Origin of the sequence: Nostoc sp. CHAB 5715, assembly GCF_020829685.1 — a bacterium.
Taxonomy (GTDB): Bacteria; Cyanobacteriota; Cyanobacteriia; order Cyanobacteriales; family Nostocaceae; genus Nostoc.
In genome coordinates this window covers 1-6,367 of the sequence record NZ_JAIVFR010000395.1, presented here as the reverse complement: position 1 = coordinate 6,367, position 6,367 = coordinate 1, and the positions used below count along the sequence as shown (strand labels likewise).

Annotated in this window: 7 protein-coding genes; 4 read left to right on the top strand and 3 right to left on the bottom strand. The window is 41.8% G+C overall.

Annotation, left to right across the window (positions count from 1 at the left end; translation table 11 throughout):
* From LC574_RS21165 to LC574_RS21155, 3 genes are all read left to right on the top strand, one after another.
* The coding region (locus LC574_RS21165) for a DUF305 domain-containing protein (RefSeq protein WP_229455448.1) at window positions 1–324 on the top strand (324 nt) is incomplete at its 5' end.
* 182 nt (window positions 325–506) lie between these two features.
* On the top strand, window positions 507–677 hold the full coding sequence (locus LC574_RS21160) for a hypothetical protein (protein WP_229455447.1): 171 nt from the start codon (window positions 507–509) through the stop codon (window positions 675–677).
* 48 nt (window positions 678–725) lie between these two features.
* Entirely contained in the window at window positions 726–2,117 is a 1,392-nt protein-coding gene (locus LC574_RS21155; RefSeq protein ID WP_229455445.1) for an MFS transporter, read from the top strand.
* A 193-nt stretch (window positions 2,118–2,310) separates the two neighbouring features.
* Here the strand turns inward: LC574_RS21155 and LC574_RS38535 are convergent, their stop codons facing one another.
* The 3 genes from LC574_RS38535 to LC574_RS21145 all read right to left on the bottom strand — a co-directional run bounded on the left by LC574_RS38535 (window position 2,311) and on the right by LC574_RS21145 (window position 5,603).
* Window positions 2,311–2,649, bottom strand: a complete 339-nt coding sequence (locus tag LC574_RS38535; protein WP_306422145.1) for a hypothetical protein — start codon at window positions 2,647–2,649, stop codon at window positions 2,311–2,313.
* 161 nt (window positions 2,650–2,810) lie between these two features.
* Window positions 2,811–4,004, bottom strand: a complete 1,194-nt coding sequence (locus tag LC574_RS21150; protein WP_306422144.1) for a hypothetical protein — start codon at window positions 4,002–4,004, stop codon at window positions 2,811–2,813.
* Window positions 4,005–4,427: 423 nt separating this feature from the next.
* Window positions 4,428–5,603, bottom strand: a complete 1,176-nt coding sequence (locus tag LC574_RS21145; protein ID WP_229455443.1) for a hypothetical protein — start codon at window positions 5,601–5,603, stop codon at window positions 4,428–4,430.
* Window positions 5,604–6,123: 520 nt separating this feature from the next.
* Between LC574_RS21145 and LC574_RS21140 the strand changes: the two genes are divergently transcribed.
* On the top strand, window positions 6,124–6,367 hold a 244-nt coding region (locus LC574_RS21140), incomplete at its 3' end, for a helix-turn-helix domain-containing protein (RefSeq protein ID WP_229455442.1).

The following is a 6,367-nucleotide window of genomic DNA, read 5'->3' as shown; positions in this document are numbered from 1 at the left end:
CAGTGGCGTACAGCCTGGTATCCCAAAGTGGGAGATAAACCAATGGCTTATGATGCCAAAATGGGTCATGATATGCAGATGTCTTCTGAGCAAATGCAAGCCATGATGATGAACATGGACTTGGGTGCAGCTGATACAGAATTTGACCTGCGTTTTATTAACGCGATGATTCCTCACCATGAATCAGCTGTAGTTATGGCGAAAGATGCCTTGCAAAAGTCTCAGCGTCCTGAAATCAAAAACTTGGCTCAAGAAATTATCAAAGCCCAAGATGCAGAGATTAACCAAATGAAACAGTGGCGCAAAACTTGGTATAACAAGTAGTCTCAAGTTTAAAAATTCATAATTTATGTAACAAAAAGGGGATTTAAACCCCACCTGAAACAGGACTGCATATAGAGCAGAAGAATCAAACCCTTTTGAATTATGAATTAATAATTATTAATTAGGTTCAATGTTTACTTAGAAACGGGTACAAAGTTTGCTAATGCAATTGAGAATTCTGGATGTCAAAGTACCAAAAGAAGTTTTTGAGCAATGATGGTTGCTACAGTAACACCACAGCAATAACTAAAAAACACTACACTCCTTCTAGAAAACAGCAGAGTGGTGAAAATAAAATGGTCTTGGCGAGGCAATTTTCTAGCTTTGAAAAATATGCCCACTACCCCCATTAGTGTTAAAATCTTACTATAAAAGACTTGTGTAACTATGCCCCCGGATAAATGAATACCTTGACATTTTTCCGCAGCTTGAGAAATCCGGTATTTGCAAGGCTGTACACTGCTCAGACCACTAGTTTATTGGGCGATGCACTTACTTGGGTGGGTTTAGCCCTTCTGGCCTTTGAGTTAGCTGGAAAAAATGCTGCGGTTGTGCTTTCAGTAGCTTTGACTGTGCGTGTCACTGCTTTTGTATTGCTGTCTCCTCTTGCAGGTGCGATCGCAGACCGCCTAGATCGTAAGAAAATCATGGTTGTTACCCATATATTCAGAATGCTAATTGTGGGTATGTTGCCTTTTGTGACGCAGATTTGGCAAGTTTACGTATTAATATTCGCGCTGAACGTCTTTAATGCTTTCTTCACCCCAACTTACCAAGCCACGATTCCATTAGTCACGAGTGAGAATGACTATGCAGGCGCGATCGCTCTTTCGGCCGCTACTTACCAATTACTCGGTGTACTTAGCCCCGGTATCGCTGGAAGTGTCGCCGCCTTCATTGGTGCAAGACAAGTCTTCTTCTTGGATGCTCTCAGCTTTGCGATCGCGGCAGTCTTAATCTTCACCCTACCAGGTCAGCTCGTCGTTGCACAAAGCCAACAGCCATCAAGGACAACACGCCGAACATGGGGAGACATTAAAGATGGTACAACTCGCCTGCTTACAGATGCACCTATTCGTTACGCGCTAGCGATGCAGTTAGTCGCATCGATTGCTGGAGCGCAAATATTAGTAAATACTGTTGGCTATGTCCAAAGTACACTCAAATTGGGAGAAGTGCAGTATGGCTGGGTGATGACAGCTTTTGGTATTGGTGCAACTCTGTGTGCAGTTGCGGTTGGTACGTTCAATAGAAGTTTGCCGCGTACAACGCTTGTTTTGATTGGTGCAACTTTGATCACCTTGGCTTTGTTACCTGCCAACTACGCAAATTTAACAGTATTGATGCTTTTATGGCTGGTGGCGGGTGCGGGACAAAACTTAGTAAATTTACCCACCCAGACATTGATTGCAGATCGCATCCCAGCTGGTGTACAAGGGCGAGTTTATGGCGCACACTTTGCCTGGAGTCATCTTTGGTGGGCAATCTCCTACCCTCTTGCGGGTTGGTTAGGAAGTAACTTTGCTGAACGTGAGTTTCTTTACGGTAGCTTAGTGGGCTTGATGCTGTTGGTTGTAGTCAAACTTACTCTTTCACCTCATCCGCATGACCATGAACATCTCCACTATCCTAGTGTGCATGAACACAAACACATCCATGATGAACACCATCAACACGAGCATAATCAGGGGATGGCTGTAGGCGAACCTCACAAACATCTTCACGAACACATGATGATTATCTATCACAACCACCCTCACAAGAGGGACATTCACCATCGCCACAGTCATTAAATTGCTGTTGCCAATCTTTGCTAAAGAGATTGAGAAAGACGAGGTTGAAAATGTTGCTGATGCCGCGCTGAAACATCGGTAAAAAGGTTAAAATAAACTCCGCATCTCTGCTCATATTTATGTTCTATAAACAATTTTATTCGTCTTAAATATAATAGGCATCCAAATTACCCCTACCTATGAAATTCAGCCATTACGTCTCACTTTGTTGAAACGCTAACTCCAACGAAAACGGTAGGCATCCAGGATTGGCAGCTGCCCACTCGTTAGCTTCTGCAATTAGAGTTTTGTTACTTGAATCGATATAAAATTGCATTTTGGCAGTCTGCTCCAAACGTTCGCGTTCCTTGCCTCCAATCAGGCATCGCGCAATCAGGCAATACTCTCTAGCTACACGTTTGGCGTGGGATGCTGCTTGGAGTCGCAACTTAGTCAGATTCTTCAGTTCTGACAAAGCGAGAGTTGTTGATGGGTCGCTTGAAGGTGTACTTTGTTCGCTAACTTCGGTTTTTTGTGGCGTTTCAGGCGACACAATTGCAGGTGTAAATGCAGTAGGTGGAATACTGACAGAATTGATTAATAAGTTTTTATTATTGTAAGTTTCAGCCGCGCTGGGGTTAAAAAGGTATTTAAAATCCTTATCTGAAGTACTTTCATTAACGTTTTCAGCTAGTTGTATAATATTTGAAGAAACTAATGAATTATCAGAATTATATTCTTCAAAATTAATATCAATTTGCTCAGATTCACTTTGTACTTAGGTTTATCAATGCTCTTAATGCCTGCTATGGCTTCTGCAAAGGTGTTGGCGAATGTACCCAAGAACCTTTCGGGATAACTGATGTAAGCGCTGTACCATTTGTTGCGAATTGTGGATTCTACCCAATGCCTCACCCTGGCTTCGATTTCGTGTTGGTGTCGGCAATATTGGCTGTAGCCAGGGGCGTTAATTGCGGTAGTAAGGCAAAATTCGACTAATTTATCACTCTCTAAGTCTAAAAAGACGATTCCGTAGCCTACGAAGATTTGTAGGAGGGTGTTTGTTTGTCCTTTTCCTGTCCAGCCTGTGGTGATGATTTCTTCCCAGTTGGCACGCCACTGTACAACGTCAGCAGATTCTTGCTTGCGATATCTCTCCCGTGAAATTTGTTTTTTGGCTTTGTTCGCTACCCGTTTGAGTTTGGCTAAATCTTGCCGACTTGCCGCGCGATCGCAATGGTCGAGGAAGATAGAAACTGAGTCACTAATTGGTTGCAGGTCGTCATTAAGTAAAAATGACCCGCTACCCGGTTGTATGGGGCAACGGATGGCTTTGTAGTTGGTTATTTGTTTGGCACTATATGGTTTGGTGTTGGGGAAGATTTCTAGGTGTCCTTGACGCAGAATAAAGCCTGCATTTCTCAAGGTAATCTCTAGGGCGCAGGCTAGGGTAAAGGTGGGTAAGGGGGAAGTAAAGGTTAGGATCAGGTGATAGCCGCCACTAAAGCTGGACTGGAGGATGATGATATCGACTATGCCGATGTTCTCTAGCGCTGCTTTGATGCGATTTATAGATTCAATGTTGTGATAGTCGCCTTCTAGGTCTAAATCGATTGTGGCGTAACGAGTTGTGTCGTTAAAGCGCAGACCTACTAGTTTCGACTTGTCTTGGTGCAGGTTCCAGAGTTGGGAGGGTTGGAGGTAATAGTCGATAGTGCGCCATGCTGGTTTTACACCTTGTGCTTGATTTGGGGCAACTATCGCCCCAAATGGATGCCAAAAGCGCTCTACGTAGCGTTTACCCACAGATTCTGCGGGCAGGTGGGGTTTGATTTTCTTTTTTGAAGGCTGTGAAAGGCTTAATTGGGGCTTGTTATCAACATCTGCCCCGAAATTTTCTTGGAACATGAGTGACTGTCCTGATGATTTTTGTGCATCAGGTAGCCTCGCTGTTGGTCAAAATGTGTTAGCCTAAATTTGAATTTTTTATGTTTAAGCGGTTGGTTATCCGCTTGTTGGAGACGACTGGTAATCGTCTCGTGGTTGAAAGCAAACAAAGGTTTATACTTGTTTAGGCTTAGACATACGTAGGCTTAGGCTAAGATTTAGTCCAACACGCTTCACCAACAACAATGCGGCTACCCAACTTTTTTTGGTATCTATTAGGTAACGTTAAGTTGTGGGATAAACTAATGAGCATTTAAGTTCATAAAACCAGGGCTGTACTGCTTCGCAGAACCCGTAGGGCAGCCTTTAATACAAGCGAATCAGCCTGAAAAAATGAATAGCGATTAGCTTAAATTCTCTGCTAGATTAACTGCTGACAGCTACCTACGCAGCACGAATCTTATCCTTTTTTCTATTTGTAGATATTTCCATTGCTTTCATTTGGGTCTTATAATCCTCCCAAGTTTTTTCAAATACGTCAGACTCATACATCCGCAATAAAACCTCCTCTTTATCAGTTAAGTTTGGAAGTTTCAACAACTCCGCTAAAGACACTTGAACTGGGAAAACATCACTAAATTTTTGCATTAAGTGAAGTATTCTCTTCCTCTGTGATGCAGATGGTTCATCCTGCAATTCTGCATCAATTTGTCGCGGACGTAGATTCACAATTTCTAAGCTCATATTCACTAAATTCCTCAATCCAAACACAACAAACTCATTAGTTATACCAATAACCCGTCCCACAATTTCCAACTCTGGCCGCAGTCTCTTCTTGAATTGATATACTTGGTCAAGCTGGAAACGCCGAAATGGGTTGCGCTCGCCATTCAGCATCCAAGCAATACCATCACCTATACTACCTATCTCATCAGCCTCCAGAAGGTCTATTACCTGGTAACAGATATCTTGATTACAAACAAACTTGTACGCTGCATCAATACTTCGGTTAAATTCCATCTCCAGTGCAATAACTGCCTTAAATTTTTCCAGTTCTCGTAATTGAGAAATTAAATCAAAAACTTTCTTACCTTTGTGATAACTACTATTTAGATTCTCCGAAACCTCTCGAATCACAGGCTTACCCTTCTTTAATTGAGACTTACTCTCATTTATCGAATGATTCAAATTTGAATCATTCGATTGATTCAAACGACGAGCGCTCTCCCTTTGTCTTTCTTTCGCTTGGGGACGAAGTACACTCTCCCAGTATTGCCCCTCGTGAAATTTCTGGTAATGAGTCTTTCCGCCTTCCCGGTGGAGATTAAAGTCAAGCACTAGTTTCAAATCTTCTTCAGGCGAACCAGACTCGACAAATTCCACTTTCACAGTGGAAATTAAGAGCTTGCGAGCTATCTGCAAGCGACACTTACCTGCCAGGACGACATTTACACCAGTACGTGCAGATACCTTCAAAGATTCAATAATCCCTCTTTCAGAGATACTTTTTTCCAAAGCAGGACGATTCTCATTCTCACCATATATTTCTATCAGCTTCGGATGAACAACCAACTCCGCAGGAGAAATATATACAATTGCCGGATTCTGCACCTCAGACATATTTATACTCCGGTTCGCAAATTGTCTAAAAAGGATAAGTTTAATTTTGAAAATTCCGACAAGAAACCAGAAAAATCTTAACCAGCAAGACTTGTATCACTTCTATCTCTTGGGAAAAGTGACAATTTTAAAAAATAATTAAATCTTGTAAGTAGCAAAATATTACTTACCAGAAAAACTCTCGAAGAGAATTTTACAGATAGGAAACTATTATTCCCAACCCATTGAAAACCAGAACGACTTAAAAGGTATTTAAGGTGCTGGTCTCTGTGAAAAATACATCTATCTAAAGAAAGATTTGTAAAACTGGGTAAATTCATGATATGATGGCCCTACATAATTAAATTGACAAAACAAAGTTCCGTCCTGTTTTAGTAACAGGTGGGGTTGTTTTTTCCTCAAGGCCCTGTTTGCAGCAGGGCTTTGAGTGAATCTTTAGAAAAAATGAACTCTACAAAAAAAGTATATCAGGCTTCATTCCATTTGGCAAAATTGTACAGTAAAGAGGGGTAAATTTTAGATGCCTCGTCTTCAGATATTAAATTCTATTGAAAAGCAAGCACTAGAGCACATAGCAGCGACCAGCAGTCATGAAGTTAGCAAAAGAGCGAAAATTCTGCTAGGACTAGACGAAGGCAAAAAATATGTAGCCTTAGCCCAAGAGATTGGTGTAACCGAAAACTCAATAGCAAAGTGGAAGAAAAGATGGACATCAAGTACCATCTTGTCAGAAACCCAGGAGTCAGCGATCGCAAAAGCTAACG

What these genes read in the sequence shown, in the direction of transcription:
- LC574_RS21160 (WP_229455447.1), top strand. Translation starts at nt 507, where the DNA reads ATGTCAAAGTACCAAAAGAAGTTTTTGAGCAATGATGGTTGCTACAGT.
- LC574_RS21155 (WP_229455445.1), top strand. Translation starts at nt 726, where the DNA reads ATGAATACCTTGACATTTTTCCGCAGCTTGAGAAATCCGGTATTTGCA.
- LC574_RS21150 (WP_306422144.1), bottom strand. Translation starts at nt 4,004, where the DNA reads ATGTTCCAAGAAAATTTCGGGGCAGATGTTGATAACAAGCCCCAATTA.
- LC574_RS21145 (WP_229455443.1), bottom strand. Translation starts at nt 5,603, where the DNA reads ATGTCTGAGGTGCAGAATCCGGCAATTGTATATATTTCTCCTGCGGAG.